Raw genomic sequence first — 22491 nt, forward strand, 5'->3', positions numbered from 1 at the left:
GCCTGCAGGTAAATGTTTAGGGCGCCAATATCTAGCCATTTCGCGGCGTTCGCGGGCATGGCGGGGAAGGCGTCGGAAAGGGAGGGGTGGCGGAGGTGGCGCCGCTGGTCCGGGTGGAGGACTCGGCGTGACCTGACGTGCCGGTGTATCGGCGACCGGCTGGTGGAGCTAGCCTCTCACCGCCCCGGGGGGCGCCCGGCGGGACCGGATCCGGCCGCGGTAAACGGCGTGCGGCGGTCCGGCTCCGTCGGTTTCCGCGTTCGAGTGCGGAGAATCCGCGTTCGAACGCAGAGGCGCGCCGGCGGTCGTGTCGGCGGCAGCGGTGAGCGTCGTCTGATCGACAGGTCGGGGAGCCGGGAGAGTGAACGTATCGTTCACTTTATCCGCGACAGCCGGTGCTTTCTCGATGACCTTCGAGAGCGCCGGCCGGGGAATGGCTCCGCGATGCACTGCTGCCGCTACCTCACAATCCGTAATATCACAGTGTAATATCACGCTCGGTGAATGGATTGTGCGGCCTTCCTCCGCTGGAGGCGGGCAGTGCAATCCAGCCCGGATCCGGGCCGAACAATGTGATTCCCATAAGATACATCGCTCTCGGCGATGCACAAGGATCGATTTTCTTAATATCAGAGTTATCTATTGCTGCACGTGCAGCAAATGCCTGGGACGGCGCAGAGTTAGATTACGCTTACTCCCCTTGACAGGCAGATCGAACCGCAGGTTGTGGCGCGATCCGCCTCCTCGCGGGTACGGTCCGGCGGCTCCGCCGACGTCACGTGTGCCCACCGAGACGGGTTCCGGGTGTAGTTATCCACGGCTTGTGGACATCCGTTGGAGCGAGCCGCGGTGCCTGTCGGCCGGGTTGAACACCCGCGCCCATCCCCGTCCCACGTGGCAATCAGCGAGATGCGCCGCGCTCCGGCCGCGTCTGACGATGGGCATCGTGGACGGCCGCCGGGGTGTGCGGTGCGCGTGCCGGCGGAACACGGCCAGGGCGCGCTTTCATCACCATTAAGGAGAAGTTCGTCGTGAAGGCTCTGGTGCTGTCAGGTGGGTCGGCGGTTCGTTTCCGCCCGATCAGCTGGTCCATGCCGAAACAGCTCATTCCGGTTGCGAACAAACCGGTTCTCGAACACGTTCTGCGCAATGTCACCGAGATCGGGGTGACCGAGATCGGCATGGTCGTCGGCGACTGGGCGGAGGAGATCGCCGAGGTGATCGGCGATGGTTCGCGCTTCGGCGCACGCATCACCTACCTGCGGCAGGACCAGCCGCTGGGGCTGGCGCACGCGGTGCGGATGGCCCAGGAGTTCCTCGGTGGCGACGACTTCGTGCTCCACCTCGGCGACAACGTCCTGCAGGACGGCTACGCCGACATCGCGGAGGAGTTCCGAGCGCGGCGCCCGGCCTCGCAGATCGTCGTGCAGAAGGTGACGGATCCGCGCGCCTACGGCGTCGCCGAGGTGAACGCGGACGGCACCGTCCAGCGGCTGGTGGAGAAGCCGAGCGAGCCGCGCAGCGACCTCGCGGTCGTCGGCGTGTACTTCTTCACCGCGGCCATCCACGAGGCGGTGGCCGCCATCGAGCCCAGCGCACGGGGCGAGCTGGAGATCACCGACGCGATCCAGTGGCTGCTCGGCAACGGCGCGGAGGTCAGGGCGCGCGAGTACGCGGGCTTCTGGAAGGACGCGGGCCAGGTGGACGACGCGCTGGAGTGCAACCGCCGGCTGCTGAGCGACCTGCGTCCCTCGGTCGCGGGCGAGGTCGACGAGGCGAGCGACCTGCGCGGGCGCGTCGTCATCGAACCGGGCGCCCGCATCGTGCGCTCGCGGGTGGTCGGGCCGGCGATCGTCGGCCCGGACACCCTGGTCGAGGACAGCAACATCGGGCCGAACGTCGCGATCGGCCCCGGCTGCGTGATCCGTACGACCCGTCTGGCCGACTCGATCGTCCTGGCCGGCGCGTCCATCTCGGGCGCTCCCGGCCTGCGCGAGTCCATCATCGGCCGGTCGGCCACGATCGGGCCGAGCGTCGACGGCGAGGTCCACCATCGCCTGGTGGTCGGCGACCACGCTCGCATCGAGATCGCCGCCTGACCGCGTGCCGTACGGTCCGGGCCCTGATCCCGGCCGCGGGGGATCACCTGCGGAGCGGGATGGGCGCCGCCGCCGGCCCGACCCCCGTCGCCCACCCGCTCCTGGTGGCCCGTCGGCGAGGGGCCGCGCGGCCGGCGCGCGGAGCGGGGGATGGCGGGCGGCGCGGACGGAACGTCGGGAGGAGGCCGGCCGGAGCGGTCGTGCTCAGCGAGACCTCGGGTGTGCCGCGTGCGTACCGGGCGGGTGGTCGTCGTTCTCCGGGACCTCCTCCAGCAGCGCGACGAGGTCGCCCGGGGCCGACACCATCGGCCACAGGCCGGTGTCGAGGTAGCGGAACGTCCACTCCGGCGCCGAGCGCATCCGCTCGACGTCGTCCGCCAGCCGCTCGTCGAAGTGCTCGAGCCGGCACACGACGTAGGTCGCCCGCTGGTTCTCCAGCGGATGCGCCAGGCGTACGGGATCGGTCAGCGGCCGGCCCGGGTGGTCGACGAAACGGTCCACCAGCCAGCGCGCCTGCTCGGGGCTCAGCCCCTGCCCCTCGCTCACCGCCGCCGCGTCGGGGACCGGCCACCGGCCGTGGTTCTCCGCGATGGCGCGAAGCTCGTCCGTGCGGAGTGGCGCGGCAAAGGCGTCAAGGGTCGAGCTTCCGTCATGCGGCAGGAACGCCTCGACGTACACGACGTGCGTCACGCGATCGGGGGCGCGATCGGCGACCACGCCCGCGACAACGCCCGAGGTGCCGTGTCCCACCAGGATGACATCGTGCAAGTCGTGTTCGGCAATCGATGAAAGAACGTCGTCGACGTGCGTGTCCAAGCCTATGAGCGACCTATCGCCGTCGTCTCCACCCAATCCTGACAACGTGACAACGTGAACGTCATGGCCGTGTTCGCGTAGTGGCCGGACCACCGGTTCCCAAACCCAGCCGCCCATCCAGGCGCCGGGAATCAACACGAACGTCTTCACCGTGGCCCAACCTCCTTCATCAAGGGTTTGCCGCGTAAGGCTACTCCGGGACGAACATGCTGAATGGGCTTTCTGACAAAACGCGCATTACATGGAACGGTGGGCCTGGCCCGGGACATGACGATCGGCCGAGGTCGAAATGGTGAACCGTCCGGCCGCCCGGAGTCGCCGCCGAGACGGCATGCCTGTGAGCAGCGGCTTCGTGTCAGTCCGTGAGCAGACGCGGCTGGGCCGCCGGAACGCCGGCCGGGCGGCGTGTTCACCCTGGTCATTACGGAAACGGTAAGGACCGGAGAGATTTCAGCAATTTACAAGAAGACGTCCGGCGGTGTTATCGGCATCATCACGCGTAGCCGCCGCGGGCCCGCCCGTCTCCGCGCAATCGGAGAGATGCACCTCCGGGCCGATGTGGCGGAACATGAGGGCACGTCCTGGAGAGGACGTTCAACCGAGCAACGGCGCGGCCGTCGAGCCCACGGCAACGGCCCGCCTGCAGAACTCTTTTCGCGGGGGCAGCAGCGGCCGGTGGCGAGCAATCGCCACCGGCCGCTGTGAATATACGCGGTTCATTTCGCGCCGTGTCCGGTGTCGCACGCTGGGAGTGGGCGTCATCACCACGGATCCGCATAGATTGCACGAGAGTGCGCCAGATTTGCGGCGTATCTCGGTAAGCCGAGGAGGACACATTGGCCGGTTACTTGCGGGCGATCAGGCGTCGCATTCTGACTCCGAGCAATGAGGATACAAAGCTCAGCACGCGTGGTTTCCGGATAAAGAACGACGAATCCAGGGAATTGCTCGAGACCGTCGGGGCGACATTCCTCGCCGGCTTCGGCCACGCCGTCGAGGCGAAGACGACCAACGACGCGGAGGCACGCCTGGAGGAGATCCCCACGAGGTTCCGGGGGTTCGCCTATGAGGGCGCGGCGATGGGTCTCACCATCCTGGACGCCCTTCCCATGGGCGGAAGCCGCAGGCTCGCGGGGCTGCTCGCCGGGGAGGGGCACGACCACATTTACATGGCCTACGTCGGGATGGGCTGGGCGATGGCGCGGCTGCCCAGGTTCCGCTGGTCCAAGGTCCAGGCGCCGGACCCGCTGCTGCGCTGGTTCGCGCTGGACGGCTACGGCTTCCACCAGGCCTATTTCAAGACGGACCGCTACGTCCATCAGCAGTACCGCGAGCCGCACTTCCCCTGGCCCTTCGAGGGCCCCGCGTCCTACGTCGACCGGGCCATCGACCAGGGCGTCGGGCGGGCGATGTGGTTCGTCGGAGGCACGGACCCCGACTACGTGGCCGACATGATCGAGAAGTTCGACGCCTCCCGGCGGGCCGACCTCTACAGCGGAGCCGGGCTCGCCGCCACGTACGCCGGGGGCGTCGACGAGGACGAACTGCGAAGGTTCGCCAAGCGCGCCGGACCGCACCGTCCCGAGGTGGCCCAGGGCAGCGCGTTCGCCGCGAAGGCACGCGTGCGGGCCGGTCTGGTCGTGCCGCACACGCACCTCGCGACCGAGGTGCTCTGCGGGATGACACCCGAGCAGGCGGCCCGGGTCTGCGACGAGACCCGTCCGGACTTCGGCGACCAGGGCGAACTGACCGCCCACGACGTCTGGCGGCAGCGGATCGCCGAACAGTTCGTACCTCTGGGAGGTGCCGGCAGGTGAGTCATCACAACGAGAACGCGGAGCGGGCGGAGACGGCATGACCAGGGTTGCGATCATCGGCATGGCGTGCCGGTACCCGGACGCCGCGTCGCCGGAAGAGCTGTGGGAGAACGTCGTCGCAGGACGCCGGGCCTTCCGCCGGCTGCCGGACGAGCGGATGCGCCTGGAGGACTACTGGGACCCCGACCCCGCCGCGCCGGACCGGTTCTACGCCCGTACGGCGGCGGTCATCGAGGGGTACGAGTTCGACCGCGTCGGCTACAAGATCGCCGGTAGCACCTACCGGTCCACCGACCTGACGCACTGGCTCGCGCTGGACACGGCGGCCCGCGCGCTCGCCGACGCGGGGTACCCGTCGGGGGAGCGCCTGCCGCGTGAGCGTACGGGCGTGATCGTCGGCAACACGCTGACCGGGGAGTTCGCACGAGCCAACCTCATGCGGCTGCGCTGGCCGTACGTGCGGCGCACGCTCGCGGCCGCCCTCGGCGACCTGGACTGGGACGAGGACCGTACGGCCGGGTTCCTCGCCGACCTCGAACAGCGCTACAAGAGCCCCTTCCCGCCGATCGACGAGGACACGCTCGCCGGCGGGCTCTCGAACACGATCGCCGGGCGGATCTGCAACTACTTCGACCTGAAGGGCGGCGGCTACACCGTCGACGGCGCGTGCTCGTCGTCGCTGCTGTCGGTCGCGACGGCCTGCCGGGCCCTGCGTGAGGGCGAGCTCGACGTGGCCGTCGCCGGCGGCGTCGACCTGTCCATCGACCCGTTCGAGATCGTGGGCTTCGCCAAGACGGGCGCGCTCGCCAAGCGGGAGATGCGGGTCTACGACCGCGGCTCCAACGGGTTCTGGCCCGGTGAGGGCTGCGGCATGGTCGTGCTGATGCGCGAGGCGGACGCGGTGGACCGGGGTCACCACGTCTACGCGAGCGTCGCGGGCTGGGGCATCTCCTCGGACGGCAAGGGCGGCATCACGCGCCCCGAGGTCGACGGGTACCGCCTGGCGCTGGGCCGCGCGTACGAGCGGGCCGGCTTCGGCATCGACACCGTCGCGCTGTTCGAGGGCCACGGCACCGGCACCGAGGTCGGCGACGCCACCGAGCTCACCGCGCTCTCACAGGCGCGCGCAGGGGCGGGCTCGGCGGAGTCTCCGGCCGCGATCGGCACCATCAAGGGCATGATCGGCCACACCAAGGCCGCGGCCGGGGTGGCGGGCCTGATCAAGGCCGCGCTCGCGGTGCACCACCAGGTGCTGCCCCCGACCACCGGGTGCTTCGACCCGCACCCGGTGCTGTCGGAGGAGGCGGCCGGGCTCCGTGTCCTGCGCAAGGCCGAGCCGTGGCCCGAGGACGCGGCGTTCCGCGCCGGCGTCACGGCCATGGGCTTCGGCGGCATCAACACGCACATCGTCCTGGAGGGCGGCGCGCCGCGTAAGGCGCACGGCCCCGCGTACGAGGCGCTGGCCGCCTCGGTCCAGGACGTCGAGCTGCTGCTGGTCGACGCCGAGTCGCCGCAGGCGCTGCGGGAGCGGCTCGCCGAGCTCGCCGGCTGGGTGCCGGCCCTGTCGTACGCCCAGCTCGCCGACCTGGCCGCCGAGGCGCAGCGGGGGCTGCGCGACCTGCCGTACCGCGCGGCCGTGATCGTCTCCTCCCCGCAGGACGCCGAGACGCGGCTGCGGAGCCTGCTGGAGAGCCTCGACGCGGGCGAGACGACCATGACCACCGTGAGCGGCGGCCGGGCGTTCATGGGCCACGTTACCCGGCCGGCCCGGCTCGGCTTCCTCTTCCCCGGCCAGGGTTCGGGCAGCGGGACCAGCGGCGGCGCGCTGCGGCGCCGGTTCGCCGAGGTCGACGAGGTGTACGCCGCGGCGGCGCTGCCCTCGGCGGGCGACATGGTGGCCACGGCCGTCGCCCAGCCGCGCATCGTGACCGGGTCCATGGCCGGGCTGCGCGCGATGGAGACGCTCGGCCTGCGGGCGAGCGTCGCGGTCGGGCACAGCCTGGGCGAGATCTCCGCCCTGCACTGGGCGGGCGGCCTGGACGCGCGGACCCTGCTCCGGGTGGCAGGGGTGCGCGGTCAGACCATGACCGAGTACAGCGCCTCGGGCACGATGGCCGGTGTCAGCGCCGGGCCCGAGGTCGTGTCCGGCCTCATCACCGGCCTGCCGGTCGTGATCGCCGGGTACAACGGCCCGGACCAGACCGTCATCGCCGGCGCGGTCGAGGCCGTGGCGGCGGCGGGGGCCAGGGCCGAGGCGGCCGGCGTGAGCTGGACCCGGCTGCGGGTCTCGCACGCCTTCCACTCCCCGCTGGTCGCACCGGCCGCCGACACGTTCGCCGGGCGGCTGTCCGAGGAGCGCTTCGGGTCGATCGACCGGCGGGTGGTCTCCACGGTGCTCGGCGAGGCGCTCGCGCCCGACACCGACATCCCGGAGCTGCTGCGGCGACAGATCACCGAGCCGGTGCTGTTCGCCCAGGCGCTGGCGCTGGCGGCCAAGGACGTCGACCTGTTCGTCGAGGTCGGCCCCGGCCAGGTGCTCAGCGGCCTGGTCCAGGGCAGCGTCGACGTGCCCGCGGTGGCGCTGGACACCGACGACGAGTCGCTGTCCGGGCTGCTGCGGATCGCCGGCGCGGCGTACGTGATGGGCGCGCCCGTCCGCCACGAGGTGCTGTTCCGCGGCCGGTTCACCCGGCCGATCGAGATCGGCGCGGAGTTCTCGTTCTTCGCGAGCCCGTGCGAGCGGGCGCCGCAGAACGCGATCGGCGCGGCGGCCACGTTCATGACCGAGCCCGACGCCGAACCCGGCGACGCGACCGGGGAGTCCAGCATGGAGCTGCTGCGCCGGCTGGCCGCCGAGCGGGCCGAGCTCCCGCTGGAGACCGTGGGCGAGGACAGCCGGCTGCTCGACGACCTGCACCTCAGCTCGATCACCGTCGGGCAGCTCGTCAACCAGGCCGCCCAGCGGCTCGGCCTGACCGTCGCGCAGTCGCTGCCCAACGTCGCGACCGCCACCATCGGGGAGCTGGCCTCGACGCTCGACACGCTCGCCGAGACCGGCGGCGACGCGGCCGTCGCCCCGGTCATCGAGGGCGCGGCGACGTGGGCGCGGCCGTTCGCCCTGGACCTGGACGAGCTGCCGCGACCGGCCAGAGTCGACGCCGAGGACGACGGGTCCTGGCAGCTCTTCGACGCTGGCTCCGAGCTCGCCGGGCCGCTGCGCGCGGCGCTGCAGCGCGCGCACGTCGGCGCGGGCGTCCTGGTGTGCCTGCCGCCCGAATGCGAGGAGGAGCACCTGGCCACCGCGCTGGAGGCGGCGAAGGCGGCCACGGCCCAGCCGCCGGACGGCCGGTTCGTCCTGGTCCAGCACGGTCGCGGCGCGTCCGGGCTGGTCAAGACCCTGCGGCAGGAGGCGCCGCACCTACGCGTCACCCTCGTGCAGGTCCCGGTCGCCGCGGAGGCGGTCGGCTGGATCGTCGACGAGGTGGCGGCGACCACGGGCTTCACCGAGGCGCACTACGACACCGCCGGCGTACGGCGCGTGCCGACCCTGCGGGCGATGCCCGTGGAGCCGGCGAGACGAGAGCAGCCGCTGGACGGCTCGGACGTGCTGCTCGTGACCGGCGGCGGCAAGGGCATCACCGCCGAGTGCGCGCTCGCGGTGGCGACCGACAGCGGCGCCCGGCTGGCCCTGCTGGGCCGCTCGGATCCGGAGACGGACGAGGAGCTGGCCGCGAACCTGGCGCGTATGGCCGGTCAGGGCGCGACCGTGCGCTACTTCCGCGCCGACGTCACCCGGGCCGACCAGGTGGACCGCGCGGTGGCCGAGATCACCGAGGAGCTGGGGCCGGTCACCGCGGTCCTGCACGGCGCCGGGTTCAACGAGCCCGCGGCGCTGACCGGCCTCGACGCGGCCGCGTTCCGCCGCACACTCGCCCCGAAGATCGACGGCCTGCGGGCCGTGCTCGCGGCGATCGAACCCGACCGGCTGCGGCTGCTCGTGACCTTCGGCAGCATCATCGGCCGTGCCGGGCTGCGCGGCGAGGGGCATTACGCCACCGCCAACGACTGGCTGGCCGAGCTGACGCGGGAGGTGGCCGGCCGCCATCCGGGCTGCCGCAGCCTGTGCATGGAGTGGTCGGTCTGGTCCGGCGTGGGCATGGGCGAGCGGCTGTCGGTCGTCGAGGGGCTCTCCCGCGACGGCATCACCGCCATCCACCCCGACCAGGGCGTCCAGATCATGCGGCGGCTCGTCGCGGACCCGGACGCGCCCACCGTGATCGTGATCAGCGGGCGGACCGGGAGCATCGACACCGTACGGCACGACCTGCCGGCACTGCCGCTGCTGCGGTTCGTCGGCCGCAGCCTGATCCGCTACCACGGCGTCGAGCTCGTCACCGAGGTCGCGCTGAACGCGGGTACCGACCCGTACCTCGCCGACCACCTGCTGGACGGCAACCTGCTGTTCCCCGCGGTGTTCGGCATGGAGGCGATGGCCCAGGTCGCCGGGGCGGCGACCGGGCGGTCCGCGGTGCCGGTCATCGAGGACGCGGAGTTCCTGCGGCCCATCGTGGTGCCGCCCGACGGCGAGACGGTGATCCGCGTCGCCGCGGTCGTCACCGGCGACGACACGGTCGAGGTGGCCATCCGCAGCGCGGAGACAGGGTTCGCGGCGGAGCACTTCCGCGCCCGGCTGCGGTTCGACGGCGCCCAGGCGCCGGACGGGCCGCCGGACCAGGTCTCCGGGCTGCCCGTCGTCCCCCTCGACCCCGCGGCCGACCTGTACGGGAGCGTGCTGTTCCAGGGCCGGTCCTTCCACCGGCTGCGCCGCTACCACCGGGCCGCCGCCCGCCACGTCGACGCCGACCTGTCGGTGGAACGGCCGGCCGGCTGGTTCGCCGGGTTCCTGCCCGGCGGGCTGGTCCTGGGCGATCCCGGGATGCGCGACGCGCTGATGCACGGCAACCAGGTGTGCGTCCCGCACGCGACGCTGCTGCCGATCGGGGTGGACCGGATCTACCCGGCCGGCGACGGCGTGGCCGAGGCCGGCGGCGTGCGCTACTGCGCCACCGAGCGGTCGCGCGACGGCGACACCTACACCTACGACATCGCCGTACGGACCGGGGACGGGACGGTCGTCGAGCGCTGGGAGGGCCTGCGCCTGCAGGCCGTGCGCAAGACGGACGGCTCGGGGCCCTGGGTCGCGCCGCTGCTCGGGCCCTACATCGAGCGGATGCTCGGCGACCTCACCGGCGCGCAGGTGGCGGTGGCGGTCGAGCCGCACGGCGAACCGGCGGACGGCGACGAGCGGCGGGCACGTACGGCGGAGGCCGCCGGCCGTGCCCTCGGCCACGGCGTCACGGTCCGCTACCGGCCCGACGGGCGGCCGGAGGTCGACGGCGACCGGGCCATCTCCGCGTCGCACGGGGCCGGGGTGACGCTGTGCGTCGCCGCGACCGGCACCCTGGCCTGCGACGTCGAGACGGTGACCGGACGCCCGGCGGAGGACTGGGACGGCCTGCTCGGCCGGCGCCGGTCGCTGGCCGACCTGGTGGCGGCCGAGCCGGGCGAGGGCCTGGACCTGGCCGGCACGCGCGTGTGGTCGGCGGCGGAGTGCCTGACCAAGGCCGGTCTGCCGCCGGACGCCCCGCTCGCGATGGCCCGGCGGCAGGACGGATGGGTGATCTTCGCCTCGGGCGAACTCGAAATCACGACATTCGTCACGACTTTGCGAGGAACCCCGGACCCCGTGGTGTTCGCGGTCCTCGCCGGAGGGCGGTCCTGAGCCATGGGGAACTATTTCGAGTACCTGCACACGGTCGGTTTCGAGGAGACCAACCTCGTCGGCAACGTCTACTACGTCAACTACCTGCGATGGCAGGGGCGGTGCCGGGAGCTGTTCCTCAAGGAGCGCGCCCCGGAGGTCCTCGCGGAGATCCAGGACGACCTGAAGCTGTTCACGCTGAAGGTCGACTGCGAGTTCTTCGCCGAGATCACCGCGTTCGACGAGCTGTCCATCCGCATGCGGCTGATCGAGCGGGCGCAGACCCAGCTCGAGTTCGGCTTCGACTATGTGCATCTGGACCGCGAGGGCGAGGAGATACTCGTCGCCCGCGGCCGCCAGCGAGTGGCCTGCATGCGCGGGCCGAGTACCCAGACGGTCCCCGCCTCGGTGCCCGACTCCTTGGTGGAGGCGCTCAAACCGTACGAGACGGCGGATCCCGCCGGAGTGGGGAGAGTGGCGTGACCGACGTGTCCCGAATCTCATCGGCGGCCGGGCGTTCCCCGGCCGCCCGGCCCGAGCCGGACGGCCGGTCCGCGTACGACGTGGGCGACCGGAAGGCCTTACGCACGGTGCTCGGCGCGTTCGCGACCGGTGTCACGGTGGTGACCGCCGAGGGCGACGAGGCCCCGCACGGGATGACCGCGAACGCCTTCACCTCGGTCTCCCTCGACCCGCCGCTCGTCCTGGTCTGCATCGACCATGACGCCGTCATGCACCGCGTCCTCGGCACCACCGGCCACTTCGGCGTCTCGGTGCTGGCCGGTGAGCAGGAGGCCGTCGCCCGGCACTTCGCCGACCGCTGGCGGGTGCTCGGCACGGCCGAGTTCGACACCGTGGACTGGCGCCCCGGCCCGCTGACCGGGGTCCCGCTGATCAGCGACGCGCTGGCGAGCCTGGAGTGCGAGGTGTGGCGCAGCTACGACGGCGGCGACCACACCATCTTCCTGGGCCGGCTGCTCTCGCTGGACCGGCGCGCCGACGGCGAGGTCCTGGCCTTCTTCGACGGGCGCTTCTGCCATCTCGACCTCGACCGCAGTGAGGTGTCGGCATGAGCGTCGCCGACCGCGAGGCCGCACTCGCCGGCCGGCGAGTGCCCCCGGGGCCGCCCCGCCGGGCGACGCCGCGGCTGTTCGCCTGGCTCGTACGGGACCGGCTCGCGCTGATGAACGCCGCCGCCGAGGAGTACGGCGACGCGGCGCGGCTGCGCATCGGGCCGAAGACGCTGTACTTCTTCAACCACCCCGACCACGCCAAGCACGTCCTGGCCGACAACAGCGGCGCGTACCACAAGGGCATCGGGCTCATCCAGGCCAAACGCGCCCTCGGCGACGGCCTGCTGACCAGCGAGGGCGAGCTGTGGCGTAAGCAGCGCGCGGCGATCCAGCCGGTCTTCCAGGCCAAGCGGATCGCCCGGCAGGCCGACGTCGTCGCCGAGGAGGCGGCCGGTCTCGTGGGCCGGCTTCGCGCCCGCCAGGACGGCGCGCCGGTCGACGTGGTGGAGGAGATGACCGGGCTCACGCTCGGTGTGCTCGGGCGTACGCTCCTCGACGCCGACCTCGGTGGTTTCGGCTCCGTCGGCCACGCGTTCGAGGCCGTGCAGGACCAGGCCATGTTCGAGATGGTGTCGCTGAGCATGGTGCCGACGTGGATCCCGCTCCCCAAGCAGGTGCGGTTCCGCCGCGCCCGCCGGCAACTTCGCGGGGTCGCCGACCGGCTCGTGATGATCGACCGTACGGGGCCCGGGGACGACGTGGTCACCCGGCTGATCAGCTCCACCCGGCAGGAGAGCGACGTCCACGTGCGCCGCCAGCGGATGGACGACGAGCTGATCACCCTGCTGCTGGCCGGGCACGAGACGACGGCGTCGACGTTGAGCTGGGCGTTCTACCTGCTCGACAAGCATCCGGAGGTACGGGACCGGCTGCGCGCCGAGGCCGTCGAGGTGCTCGGCGACCGCCTGCCGACGTATGAGGACCTGACCCGGCTGACTTACGCCAACATGGTCATCCAGGAGGTCATGCGCCTCTATCCGCCGGTCTGGATCCTCACGCGGCAGGCGCAGGAGGAGGATGAGGTGGGCGGGTACCGCGTGCCCGCCGGCGCCGACGTCCTCATCTGCCCGTACACCCTGCACCGGCATCCGGCGTTCTGGCCCGAGCCGGACCGCTTCCTCCCCGACCGGTTCGCCCCGGACGTCGCGGCGGACCGCCCGCGGTACGCCTACATCCCGTTCGGCGCCGGGCCGAGGTTCTGCGTCGGTAACCATCTCGGCCTGATGGAGGCCACGTTCGTGCTGGCCCTGGCGGCACGTGACGTACGGCTGAGCCTGCCGCCCGGCCACACGGCCCGGCCCGAGGCGATGCTGTCCCTCCGGGTGCGCGGTGGCCTCCCGATGACCGTGCACGCGGCCGGTTAGCCCGGGAGCGCCGGACGGCCGTCGAGTTCGTCGGCGAACCTGTTCCAGGTCTCGGCGCACTGCCGGGCGATCTCCACCACACCCTCCGTGCAGTGCGCCGGGACCGCCGCGATGAGCCGGGCCCAGTCCTCCGGGGTCAGCACGCTCGCGCGCAGGCGCAGCAGCAGCTCGCGCCCGTGGTCGGTCTGGCGCAGTGACGGGTCCCGCGCCAGGCTCTCCACCATCGCGCCCAGGCTCTTGAGCCGCTCGGGGGTCCGGCGGGGCGGCGCCGGCGGGAGCGTCTCGCCGTCCGCGGCCCGTACCTTGGGGGGTACGGGGTCCAGCCCGCTGCGCATGCGTTTGCGCACGTCGTGCGCTGTCCCCAGCGAGACCTGCGCCGCCTTGGCGATCTCCCGCAGCGGTGCGTGGGGGTGCGCCTCGATCAGCTCGGACGCGCGGCGCCGGCCCTCGGTGGCGGTCAGCGGGCGCACCCGGCCGTCGGTGCCGATCCGCGGGGCCGACTCCGGGGCGTCGGCGCGGGCCCGGCGGCGGATGGCCGCCACGGTCTTGCCGGAGAGCCCGGTGTAGGCGGCGATGCCGCGGTCGGACAGCCGCGGATGGGAGCTGATGATGCGGCTCGCCGCGGCTTTGCGGTCGTCGAGGGAGAGCGGCAGGCCGTGCGAGATGTTCTCCCGTACCGCCAGCACGAACGCCTCGTCCTCACTTCCCTCGAAATACGCGACATCGATCTCCCGGCATCCTTTGAGTACGGCGGCGCGTACCCGGTGCATGCCGTCGATCACCCGCATCGTGGATCGGTGCACCAGAATCGGGGGCAAAGGCGCCTCCGTTTCGGCGAGGCGGAGAATATGCTCCTCGTCCTCCCCTCCCACGCGGGGAGAGAACGCGGGAAGAAGCCGGTCGACGGGTATCCTCGCCGTCGCCGACGGCAGTGGAGGCCGGGGGGTCGCGTCGTCGTCCGCCATGGCAGAATCAGCCGAACCCGATCCGGCATCTTGTTCGGCATTTGCCATTTCCACCACCAATAGATTTATAACGGTGTAATTTAAATCTGACTTACCCTTCGTGATGGCTTTTGCCTCAAAGATACATGTCTGTCCAGTTCGTGCAAGCAGCCGGAATGGCGTGGACAGCGGCCGTGCTCACGTCGGTGCGTCGACTCGCAGGCGTTCGTTAAATGGTCGTGAACAGCGTTGACAGCCGGAAATCCGCCGTCGGCGGGCCGGCCGGGCTAAAGCGGGATGTTGCCGTGCTTGCGACGCGGCGGCGCGGTGCGCTTGTCACGCAGCATGACGAGTCCGCGGGCGACCGCCGCACGGGTCTGCGCGGGGTCGATCACGTCGTCGACGAACCCCCGCTCGGCCGCGTGGTAGGGATGCGCGAGCTGCTCGGTGTACTCCGCGACGAGTTCGGCGCGCAGCCCGTCGGGGTCGGCCGCGGCGGCCAGCTCCTTGCGGAAGATGACGTTGACCGCTCCCTCGGCGCCCATCACCGCGATCTCGTTCGTCGGCCACGCCAGTGACAGGTCGCCGCCGATCGAGTGGGAGTCCATCACGATGTACGCGCCGCCGTACGCCTTGCGGATGATGACCTGGACGCGCGGCACGGTCGCCTCACAGTAGGCGTACAGCAGCTTGGCGCCGTGCCGGATGACCCCCGCGCGCTCCTGGTCGGCGCCGGGCAGGAAGCCGGGCACGTCGACGAGGGTGACCAGCGGGATGCCGAAGGCGTCGCAGAACCGTACGAACCGTGCGGCCTTCTGCGCCGCGTCCGCGTCGAGGACGCCGGCGAGCACGATGGGCTGGTTGCCGACGACCCCCACCACCTCGCCGTCGACGCGGGCCAGCAGGCAGACGACGTTCCGCGCCCACTCCGTGTGGAACTCCAGGAAGTCGCCGTCGTCCACGATCTCGGCGACGACCGCCCGCATGTCGTAGGGCTTCCCGGCCTCGACCGGGACGATCTCCGCGAGCCGCGGCCTCTCGTCGGTCGTCGCGCCGCGCTCCTCCGCGGCCGGCGGGGGTTCGAGGTTGTTGCTCGGCAGCAGCGACAGGAGATGGCGCACGTCGGCCAGGCAGCTCTCCTCGTCCTCGTGCACGAAGGTGGCCACACCCGAGTGGGTGCCGTGGACCTCCGCGCCGCCGAGCTCGGCGTGCGTCACCCGCTCGCCGGTCACCGCCTCCACGACGTCCGGCCCGGTCAGGTAGAGCTGCGCGGTGTCCCAGACCATGAAGGTCACGTCGGCGAGCGCGGGCGAGTAGGCCGCGCCGCCCGCGCACGGGCCGAGCACGACGCTGATCTGCGGGATCACGCCGGACGCCTGGACACTGCGGTGGAAGATCCCGCCGTACCCGTCGAGCGCCCCGACGCCCTCCTGGATCCGCGCTCCTCCGCTGTCGTTGAGGCCGATGAGCGGCGCGCCGGCCTCCAGCGCCAGATCCATCAGCCGGTGGATCTTCGCCGCGTGGGCCGCCCCGAGCGAGCCGCCGAAGATCGTGAAGTCCTGGGCGTAGACGAAGACCTGCCGCCCGTCCACGGTGCCGGAGCCGGTGATCACCCCGTCGGTGTACGGGCGGCTCCCGCCCATCTTCAGCCCCTGGGCCTGGTGCCGCCGGTACGTGCCGATCTCGACGAAGGAGTCCTCGTCCAGCAGCAGGCCGAGCCGCTCGCGCGCGGTGCGCTTGCCCAGCGCGTGCTGCCGCTGGACCGCCCGGCGGTTCCCGGTGGCCGTCTCCTCGCGCAGGGCCGCGCGCTGCTCGCGCAGCAGCGGCATCGACCGCTCCGGCGGCTCGGGCGGCTTCGCGGCGTCGCCGTTCAGCCGTCTCCGGTTCGGACGGAGCACGGGCACCCGGACGAAGTCCGGTTCCGATGCGCTCACCGTTCCCCCTGTGGTCACCGTTGTTACCAACGAATCATCATCTGGCGCGGACGCGTGACGCTTCCTCCGAATTGCGATCGGATTTCACGGCGTCACGGGTGCGGCAATCTGCGAGAAATATGTGCCGGAAACTTCGTAGTACAACACTGATATGGAATGTGGATATGCCGCCGAGGAGGGTCTCGCGATGGCCGTCAAAGAACGCGGTCCGGCATCGGCCCGGTCCCTTGCCCACGCTTTGTCAGAGGGCCGCCTGCCGGTGGACGGTGTGCTCCCGCCCGAGCTCGGCGGCTGCTTCCTGCAGGCGGTCCCGCATCCGGCCGCCTCCCTGCCGCCCGGCGGCCGGCAGGCCGCCGCCGGACCGTGCACGTTCGCGGGCGTGCGCGTCGAGGACGGCGGCGCCCGCTGGTTCCGCGGCGTCCTGCGCGCGGAGACCCTGGGGCCGGTGCCGGCGATCGCGCCGTCGGTGTGGCTCGCGGGTCCCGGCGGGCCGGCCATGACGGTGGCCCGTCCCGTCCGTGAGGCGGGGTCGCCGCTGTGGCACACGGTGGCCTGCCACCCGGGTCTCGGCTACGCCGAGCACGTCGTCGTCGACCCGGGCGGGGAGATCCTGCGCGCCACGCCGTTCGCGCTGGACGGCGCGCCGCTGATGCACGCCATGGCGCTCACCCGCCGATTCGTCGTCGTGCTCGACCTGCCCGTCTGCTACGACGACGCGGCGGCGCTGGTCGGGGCGCGTTTCCCCTACTCCTGGCGGGCGCGGCGGCCCGCCCGGATCGGCCTGCTCCTGCGCCGGCGCCGCACCGCCGAGCCCCGGTGGTTCGCCGTGGACCCCTGCTACGTCTTCCACGCCGCGAACGCCTACGACGAGGGCGACCGCGTCGTCCTGGACGCGACGGCGTACACCCGCGCCTTCGACGCGCACGGCCCGGCCGGCCCGCCGTGCCTGCGCCGCTGGACGCTCGACCTGCGCTCGGGCGCGGTGCGGACGCGCCCGCTCGTGCCCGTACCGGCCCCGGGGCTCCCGCCGGAGGCGGCGATCGTGGACGACAGGGTGTACGGGCGGCGGCACCGCTATCTCTTCGGCGCCACCGGCGCCGCGCTGAGCCGCCTCGACCTGCGGACCGGAACCCTCCGGTCGTGGGAGTTCCCGGCCGGTCTGGTGCCCGGACGGCCGGTCTTCGTCCCCCGCGCGGACGACGCCACCGAGGGCGCCGGATGGCTGGTCCTCGCGGTCGAGGACCCGGGCCGGCACCGCGGCGACCTGATGGTGTTCGACGCCCTCGACCTGGCCGGCCCGCCGCGGGCGACCGTGAGCCTGCCGGTGGCCCTGCCGCCGGAGGGCCGTACGACGTGGCTCGGCTCCGCCCGCCCCGGAAACGACCATGCCGCTTGGCGAACCTCGTTCGCCGAGTTCTTTTGAATGGCCGCGCCGTTCTCCTACCGGGCATTCCTGGAGATGATCCGCGCCGATGGCGGCATGGACGATGGGTGAACGCGTGAAATGGCCTTTCTCGGGCGACGGGAGCTGACAAGTGCGACCGCATCCATCGGATGAGTACGAAGCCAGGACGATGACGCTGGAGGCGTTCGCCGACACGATCATTCCTGGGGACAAACGGGGACCGGACGATGTCGCGATCGCGGGTGCCGGAGATGGGCCCGGAGCGGTTCAGGCCGGGGCGGTTGAGTTACTGGAGACCCCCGCCACCGGCATATCGCACGACCTGGACGTGCTCGTCCACGACCTGAACGAGCACGCGCTGGCCTACGCGGACCAGCACGACCTGACCCTCGGCGACGCGGTTCCGCCCTTCGCCGCCCTGCCCTTCGCCGACCGCACCGCGCTGGTGGCCGCGCTGACGGCCCCGGGCCACCCGGAGAAGGAGGTCTGGGTGCTGCTCGCGCTGTTCAGCAACATGGCCTACGACACCGGGGCCCACATGCACACGGTCGACGCCATCGCCGCCGGGCACCCGGGACTGGCGGCGCTGGGCATCACCCTCCCGGACCCGGACGGGCTGTGGCGGTTCCCCGACTACTCCTACGGGCGCCGGCTGGCGGCCACACACCCGGACACTGACGCATCGGGGAGCCTCGGATGAGCGCAGTCGAACGTACGGACGTCCTTGTGATCGGCACCGGCTTCGGCGGGGCGATCGCCGCGTACCACCTGTCGGCGGGCGGCGCGAAGGTCGTGATGCTGGAGCGCGGGCCCTGGCTGGAGAGCGAGGAGTTCGAGCACGACTACAAGCTCGGATCCTCCTACACCCGGATCTTCGACTTCGTCGTCGGCGACGGGATGAGCGTGCTGGGCGGCAACTGCGTCGGCGGCGGCAGCGTCGTCTACTTCGCCGCGATGCCCCGCGCCCCCAGGTTCATCTTCGAGCGGCGGGGCAGCATCGGCCGGCGGATGTGGCCGAAGACGATCGACCGCGACGCGCTCGAGCCCTGGTACGACCGGGTGGCAGAGGCGCTGCCCGTGACCACGCAGGACTGGAACGACGTGTCCTACCCGGGCGGCCTCTGGGCGGCGGCCTGCGACCACGCGGGTCTCACGGCCAACCCCGTGCCGGTCGCCGTCGACAACGCCAAGTGCGTCAACTGCAACTGGATGATGGCCGGCTGCCGGTTCGAGGCCAAGCGGTCCCTGCTCTACAACTACCTCCCGGCCGCGCTCGCGCACGGGACGGAGATCCGGCCGCTCCACGAGGTGCAGAAACTGACGCGCACCGACGACGGCGGCTACCGCGTCCACTACAACACCATCGACGACGAGGACTACCGGATCACCACCGGCGGCGGCACGATCGAGGCCAAGATCGTCATCCTGGCGGCGGGCGCCGGCGCGACGCCGGTGATCCTGCAGCGCAGCGCGGCCGACCTCGGGCCGATGCCGCACGCGGTCGGGCGTTACTTCTCCGGCAACGGCGAGCGTCTCAACACCGCGATCATCGACGAGGACCGGGTACGCGACGTGCTCGGGCTCTCGCGCGGCGACGGCAAGGCGTACGAGGCCAACCAGATCGGCAAGGGGCCCGTGGTCGCCAACTGGGACCGCCTCGACGGGTCGCTGCCGGAGTTCTCCCGGTTCTCCCTCGAACAGCTCTACTTCCCGCCGGGCCTCGGTACCATCCTCGCCCAGGTCCCCGGCGCCGAGGGGCCGAGCTGGTTCGGCCTGGACAAGAAGGAGGTCCTGCGGCGCTGGCAGTCGTGGCTGACCATCTTCATCATGATCGAGGACGACAACGAGGGCGTCTTCGGCCCGCCGCCCGGCACCGGCAACGCCATGCGGATCTCCCAGCAGATGCTCGGCCGCGGCAACCTCAGCTACCGGCCGACGCTCAACACCGCGTCGGCCTGGGCCCCGGCCGACGGCGTCATCCGCGACGTCCTCGAACGCGACGGGCTCGCCAAGGTCGCGCCCTGGACCAACGACCTGGTCGGCGCGTACACCGTGCACCCGCTCGCGTCCTGCCGGATCGGCGACGACCCCGCCACCTCCGCGCTCGACGACGGCCACGAGTTACGCGGCCACCCGGGCATCTTCGTCACCGACGGCTCGGCCGTCCCGGGCGCGCTGACCGTCAACCCGGCCATGACCATCTCGGCGCTCGCCGAGCGCGCCATGCCGGGGATCGTACGGGCGGCGCAGCGGCGCGGCATCGACGTCACGTACGGCGCCCCCGCGCCCGACGGCTCCACCAGCGCGCGGCGCGCCACGGCTCCGCTGGTCGGCGGCCTGGTCCGTGAGTAACGCGATGAGCGGCCTCGTCACCCGCGCCGCCCGCCGGGGCGCGCGGATGCAGATCAAACACCTGACCCCGGTGTCGCCGGACGGCGCGGACCCGCTCGTCGGCCGGGTGTACGCCCAGGTCGAAGAGGACTTCGGCCTGCTGGCGCCGCCGGTGAGCCTGCACGCGCCGGCGCCCGCGCTGCTCGCCGCCTCCTGGGTGATGCTGCGCGAGACGCTGGTCGCCGGCGGGCACGCGGACCGTACGGCCAAGGAGGTCGTGGCCGCCGCCGTCTCACTCGGCAACGGCTGCCCGTACTGCGTCGACGTGCACGGCTCGACGCTGTACGGGCTGACGAGCGCCGATGACGCGACGGCCGTGGCGGAGGGGCGGCTCGACGAGGTCGGCGACGCCCGCCTGCGCGCGATCGCCGGCTGGGCGTGGGCGGCCGGGCGGCCGTCCACGTCGCCGGCCCCGTTCCCCTCCGGGCAGCTTCCGGAGTTCGCGGGCGTGGCCGTCGTCTTCCACTACCTGAACCGCATCGTGAACGTCTTCCTGACCGCGTCGCCCTTCCCGGACCAGGTGCCCGCGGGCGTACGGCCTCGGCTGCGGCGGCTGGCCGGCCGGATGGTGCGGCCCGCCGCGCAGCGGTTCTGCGAGCCCGGCGCCTCACTCGACCTGCTGCCGGAGGCGCCGCTGCCCGGCGACCTGTCGTGGGCGGCCGGCACCCGGCACGTCGCCGACGGGCTCGCCCGGTCCGCGGCGGCGATCGAGGCGGCGGGCGAGACCGCGGTGCCCGGCGCCGTACGTGAGCTGACGCTGGCGCGCCTGGCCGCCTGGGACGGCGAGCCGCCGGGCCTGTCGAGCGGCTGGGCCGACGAGGCGGTCGCGGGCCTTCTGGAGGGCGAACGGGCGGCGGGCCGGCTCGCGCTGCTCACCGCGATGGCCTCCTACCAGGTCGGCGGATCGGTGGTGGAGGAGTTCCGCCGGGACCGGCCCGATGACGCGGCGCTGATCGGCCTCACCTCGTGGGCGGCCATGGCGGCGGCGCGCGAGGTGGGGAGCCGCCTGCGGCCCGAGCGAGATGTCACGAACACCGGAGAGAGGACAGAACAATGAGTGACCTGGCACAAGTGTTCACCGACCTGGCCGCCGAGAGCGAGGAGCTCGACGCGATGGTGGCCCGCCTCGACAAGGCGCAGTGGAACCTGCCGACCCCCGCGCCCGGCTGGACGGTCGCGAACCAGGTGGCCCACCTGGCGTTCATCTTTCACCTGGCCGGCGCGGCCGCCGCCGACGGCGAGGAGTTCCAGGCGATCGTCGAGCGCGCCTCGAAGGGCCTGAACGCCGCGGTGAACGCCGCCATCGAGGAGTACATGGACGACCCGGCCGAGCTCCTCCAGCGCTGGCGGGACGAGCGCGACACCACGGTCGAGGCGCTGAGCGCCCTGCCGCCGGACAAGATCGTGCCGTGGCTGGTCCGGCCGATCCCCGCCTTCGTGCTGGCCTGCGCCGGGATCATGGAGCTGTTCGGGCACGGGCAGGACATCGCGGACGCGCTGAGAATACGGCGTGAGTACACCGACCGGATCCAGCACCTGGTCGGCTTCGCGATCCTCGTGTGGGACTTCGGCTACCAGGCGCGCGGCCTGACCCCGCCGGACACGCAGTTCCGGTTCGAGCTGACCGCGCCGTCGGGCGAGGTGTGGGCGTTCGGCCCGGAGGACGCCGAGCAGTCGGTGACCGGCCCGGCCGTCGACTTCTGCCTGCTGGTGACCCGCCGGCGGCACCGCGACGACCTCAAGATCGTGGCCACCGGCGAGGACGCCGACACGTGGCTGGACATCGCCCAGGCGTACCGCGGTCCGGCCGGCGAGGGACGCCGCCCCGGCCAGTTCGCCGACCTGGACGCCTGACGCCTGACACCCGCGTGCCGGCACCGTCGCGACGGTGCCGGCACGTTTCGCCGTCAGCGCCAGGCGCCGGCGCCCTCCTGCTCGACCTCGACGCTCAGGCGGGGCTGGGACCGCGCCACGGACTCCGCCGCCGCCTCCCAGCTGTCGCCCACGCTCACCATCAGCCCGGTGAGCTGGACCTCGAAGCAGCGGTCGGCGGTGTAGGGGGCGATGAGGTACTCCCCGAGCTCGAGCGTCACGAGGCCGTGGATGGCGATCCACATCTGGTGCGCGACGAGTTCGGGCTCATCGGTCAGGAACCGCCCGTGGGAGATGCAGCGTTCGGCGCAGCGCATGACCGAGCCGAGGGTGTAGCGGCCGTACTGCCGGTCCGTACGGGAAAGGGAGAAACCGCTGATCGAGGAGGCCCCGAACATCACCGCGTACAGGTGGGGATTGGCCATTCCGTTGCGCCGGTACGCCCGCCCGAGCAGCGCCATGTCCGAGACCGGGTCGTCGGTCTCCCGTACGCGCGAGAAATGGTTCTGCAGCCGGGAGAACCCTTCGTGCACCATCTCGCGGATGAGCCCGCTCATGCCGCCGAAGTGCGTGTAGACGGCCATCGTGGAGCAGCCCGCCTCGGAGGCGATACGCCGGGTGGACAGCGACTGGGGTCCTTCCTCCAGCAACAGCCGGGCGGCGATGTCCACCAGCATGGGGCGCACCTGAGGATTGGAACGGCGGGGGCTCATGATCACGTCCACTCTGCACGCTCGCCAGGGAGCCGTGCGGAACCCGTTCGGTCACAGCGACAGCCCGTGCGGCCGGTCCCTAACGGGACCTTCGCGGCCTCACTGGCTGGGTAGATCATGATTCTTGAGAATAACCAAGCATCCCCGCGCGCCCCGTCTCCCGTTGTGCGCACCTGGTTGGAACGTTTCCACAACGGAGCGCACGGCCGCCGAATCATCACTCCGGCATTGACGCTATCGATTGCCACCGAGTGATCACCGCTTGTAACGTTGCGGCCTTCGGTTCGCGGCCCGACGATCGC

15 protein-coding genes are annotated in these 22491 nt (G+C 72.0%); 11 read left to right on the forward strand and 4 right to left on the reverse strand.

Annotated elements, in window-relative coordinates:
* The first annotated feature begins 1043 nt into the window (after positions 1-1043).
* On the forward strand, positions 1044-2099 hold the full coding sequence (locus QWU11_RS19245) for a glucose-1-phosphate thymidylyltransferase (protein ID WP_354670861.1): 1056 nt from the start codon (positions 1044-1046) through the stop codon (positions 2097-2099).
* Positions 2100-2303: 204 nt separating this feature from the next.
* Here QWU11_RS19245 and QWU11_RS19250 read toward each other — a convergent pair whose 3' ends face one another.
* On the reverse strand, positions 2304-3065 hold the full coding sequence (locus QWU11_RS19250; RefSeq protein WP_354670858.1) for an alpha/beta fold hydrolase: 762 nt from the start codon (positions 3063-3065) through the stop codon (positions 2304-2306).
* Between the two features lie 698 nt (positions 3066-3763).
* On the opposite strand from QWU11_RS19250, the gene QWU11_RS19255 reads away from it, so the two are divergent.
* From QWU11_RS19255 to QWU11_RS19275, 5 genes are read left to right on the forward strand one after another with little or no spacing between them, the layout of a single operon-like run.
* Positions 3764-4732, forward strand: a complete 969-nt coding sequence (locus QWU11_RS19255; protein WP_290114277.1) for a DUF1702 family protein — start codon at positions 3764-3766, stop codon at positions 4730-4732.
* 37 nt (positions 4733-4769) lie between these two features.
* A complete protein-coding gene (locus QWU11_RS19260; RefSeq protein WP_290114059.1) occupies positions 4770-10514 on the forward strand; it encodes a type I polyketide synthase in 5745 nt (1914 codons plus the stop codon).
* 3 nt (positions 10515-10517) lie between these two features.
* Entirely contained in the window at positions 10518-10976 is a 459-nt protein-coding gene (locus QWU11_RS19265) for an acyl-CoA thioesterase (protein WP_290114061.1), read from the forward strand.
* Complete coding sequence (locus QWU11_RS19270; protein WP_290114084.1) at positions 10973-11566, forward strand: flavin reductase family protein; 594 nt, start codon at positions 10973-10975, stop codon at positions 11564-11566. Before QWU11_RS19265 ends, QWU11_RS19270 begins: the two co-directional genes overlap by 4 nt.
* Positions 11563-12930: a cytochrome P450 gene (locus QWU11_RS19275; protein WP_290114085.1), complete on the forward strand. Its 1368-nt coding sequence runs from the start codon at positions 11563-11565 to the stop codon at positions 12928-12930. Before QWU11_RS19270 ends, QWU11_RS19275 begins: the two co-directional genes overlap by 4 nt.
* On the opposite strand, the gene QWU11_RS19280 is transcribed toward QWU11_RS19275, so the two are convergent.
* Positions 12927-13748, reverse strand: coding sequence for a ParB/RepB/Spo0J family partition protein (locus QWU11_RS19280; RefSeq protein ID WP_290114087.1), 822 nt, complete (start codon positions 13746-13748; stop codon positions 12927-12929). The genes QWU11_RS19275 and QWU11_RS19280 overlap by 4 nt on opposite strands.
* Positions 13749-14161: 413 nt before the next feature.
* Entirely contained in the window at positions 14162-15703 is a 1542-nt protein-coding gene (locus QWU11_RS19285) for an acyl-CoA carboxylase subunit beta (RefSeq protein WP_290114281.1), read from the reverse strand.
* Positions 15704-15995: 292 nt separating this feature from the next.
* On the opposite strand from QWU11_RS19285, the gene QWU11_RS19290 reads away from it, so the two are divergent.
* The 5 genes from QWU11_RS19290 to QWU11_RS19310 all read left to right on the forward strand — a co-directional run bounded on the left by QWU11_RS19290 (position 15996) and on the right by QWU11_RS19310 (position 21458).
* Positions 15996-17231 (forward strand): carotenoid oxygenase family protein, encoded by a 1236-nt coding sequence (locus QWU11_RS19290; protein ID WP_290114115.1) that lies wholly within the window; start codon positions 15996-15998, stop codon positions 17229-17231.
* A gap of 112 nt (positions 17232-17343) precedes the next feature.
* Positions 17344-17913 carry a DUF5987 family protein gene (locus QWU11_RS19295; protein WP_290114117.1) on the forward strand — a complete coding sequence of 190 codons (570 nt, stop codon included), beginning with the start codon at positions 17344-17346 and terminating at the stop codon, positions 17911-17913.
* A complete protein-coding gene (locus tag QWU11_RS19300) occupies positions 17910-19565 on the forward strand; it encodes a GMC family oxidoreductase (RefSeq protein WP_290114123.1) in 1656 nt (551 codons plus the stop codon). The genes QWU11_RS19295 and QWU11_RS19300 overlap by 4 nt, the downstream gene beginning before the upstream one ends.
* A gap of 4 nt (positions 19566-19569) precedes the next feature.
* The gene (locus QWU11_RS19305) at positions 19570-20661 is read left to right on the forward strand and encodes a carboxymuconolactone decarboxylase family protein (protein WP_290114130.1); all 1092 of its coding nucleotides are present in this window, start codon (positions 19570-19572) and stop codon (positions 20659-20661) included.
* A complete protein-coding gene (locus QWU11_RS19310) occupies positions 20658-21458 on the forward strand; it encodes a TIGR03084 family metal-binding protein (protein ID WP_290114133.1) in 801 nt (266 codons plus the stop codon). Before QWU11_RS19305 ends, QWU11_RS19310 begins: the two co-directional genes overlap by 4 nt.
* Before the next feature lie 53 nt (positions 21459-21511).
* On the opposite strand, the gene QWU11_RS19315 is transcribed toward QWU11_RS19310, so the two are convergent.
* Positions 21512-22153: a TetR/AcrR family transcriptional regulator gene (locus QWU11_RS19315; RefSeq protein WP_290114142.1), complete on the reverse strand. Its 642-nt coding sequence runs from the start codon at positions 22151-22153 to the stop codon at positions 21512-21514.
* Positions 22154-22491: the final 338 nt, after the last annotated feature.

The organism is Actinomadura sp. DC4 (genome assembly GCF_030406325.1).
Lineage (GTDB): Bacteria > Actinomycetota > Actinomycetes > Streptosporangiales > Streptosporangiaceae > Actinoallomurus.